Annotated in this window: 2 protein-coding genes; both read left to right on the forward strand. The window is 45.8% G+C overall.

Translation table 11 applies throughout. The annotated features are described in order from the left end of the window. The coding region (locus tag ABGY95_RS10420; RefSeq protein WP_347441621.1) for a transposase family protein at positions 1 to 715 on the forward strand (715 nt) is incomplete at its 5' end. Between the two features lie 9 nt (positions 716 to 724). After that, on the forward strand, positions 725 to 916 hold the full coding sequence (locus ABGY95_RS10425) for a hypothetical protein (RefSeq protein WP_347441622.1): 192 nt from the start codon (positions 725 to 727) through the stop codon (positions 914 to 916). Positions 917 to 1573 lie beyond the last annotated feature (657 nt).

Consider the following 1573-nt stretch of genomic DNA (forward strand, 5'->3'; position numbering starts at 1 on the left):
CATGCTACCAATTTGGGTCCCTTACCTTGAAGAGTCAGATGAAGTTAAGCAGCAGTTAAAGACGATCAGCGCTGCTAGCATTGACCGATCATTGAAGGGTTTTAAGGTTAAAAATGGCAAGAAAGTGCGGCCACCAAAACCAACCTCAGGAGTTAAAAGTCTGGTTGAAGTTCGAGCTGAAAGCTGGGCCACTAGTGAGCCTGGGTGGACTGAAGTTGATACTGTCGCGCACTGCGGAGGAGACATGAGTGGTAGCTTTATTTGGACACTCACCAGTGTTGATGTGGCCAGCGGGTGGACAGAGCTCCGAGCTATATGGAATCGGGGGCAGCATGCCTCGTTACAAGGTTTGGAGTCGATTTATAAGAGCCAACCATTCAAGTTATTAGGGCTAGATAGCGATAATGGAGGCGAGTTTTTGAACTACTTTGTCTACGATTGGTTAAAGCAAAAGGGCATCCATCAGACAAGATCGCGACCCTATTTTAAAAACGATCAGGCCTATGTGGAGCAGAAGAACTACACGCACGTTAGAGGCTTTCTTGGATATGATCGTCTTTACCATCAAGAGCAACTAACTGAGATCAACGAATTACTTAAGCTTTGGAGTCTGTGGAAGAACCTCTATAGCGTCACAATGAAGCAAGTGAGCAGAGTCCGCGAAGGTTCAAAACATGTTCGTCGTCATGCAAAGACAAGCCACTCACCAGCTTAGCGATTACTGATGAGCGGTAAACTCTCCGATGAGCACGCATCGTTCATCGAGGATCAGCTCTCGACAAATAATCCATTTAAGATGAGGGCCGAGATCAGAAAGAGAGAGGACGCCTTTTGGGCGAAACGAAAACAGCTCATCGAAGGGGAGACGCACGAATCGCTTGCCTCGGAAGGCCGTTCTACGCTACGCTCCGAATAGCCTTCCGAGGCAATAACTAAACAAAAATCAGAGAAGCGTAGAGTGTCCTAATTATGAGGCAACAGGTGAAGAGATATGTTACATGTGTTTGACGTGGGGTGCTAATTTTTTTCTATCTAAACTATGGATTAAATGAGTAGGTAATTCGGGCATCTCCAGAAGGTTTTCCAATCATGGTGTCGATCCAAAGCTAAGACGGTAGTCGACTTCAGTTGGCGGCTCGTAGTGAGGCCCAGCTGTCTCAGTGGAGTCACGCTACAGCTCTCTATTTATTGTGGTGAAAATTTCATAAGAATCTAATCCATAGAGTATATTGAGTCACTCTTGCGGTGCGGCATCAATATGGTATACCCCTCTTCTCGACTTAGGTGTTTGTATGACATTTGGCACTGGGTTAGTTTCATTTCTATGAAACGAATGCTAAGTTAATCAGTATTTGAGTAGCCAATTCAGTCAAGTTGTCGTGGGGGCGAATTCGGCAGATCAAGATTACCGAGAGCTCACAGAGAGATACACACTGAAGCGTTGAGTGAAATCTCTAATCTAAGAATCTTTAGCAAAAGCCATTGGCCTGCACGCTAAGGGGCGCAGGAAACACTAGGATGCGGAGCTGGAGCCAATGATGCCAATCTTAGCAAAATGTATTCCAGATCTAGG

It is taken from the genome of Rubritalea sp., assembly GCF_039830215.1.
Classification (GTDB): Bacteria; Verrucomicrobiota; Verrucomicrobiia; order Verrucomicrobiales; family Akkermansiaceae; genus Rubritalea.

Bases quoted from the DNA above. Each gene is read 5' to 3' on its own strand.
- ABGY95_RS10425 (WP_347441622.1), top strand. From the start codon at position 725: ATGAGCGGTAAACTCTCCGATGAGCACGCATCGTTCATCGAGGATCAG.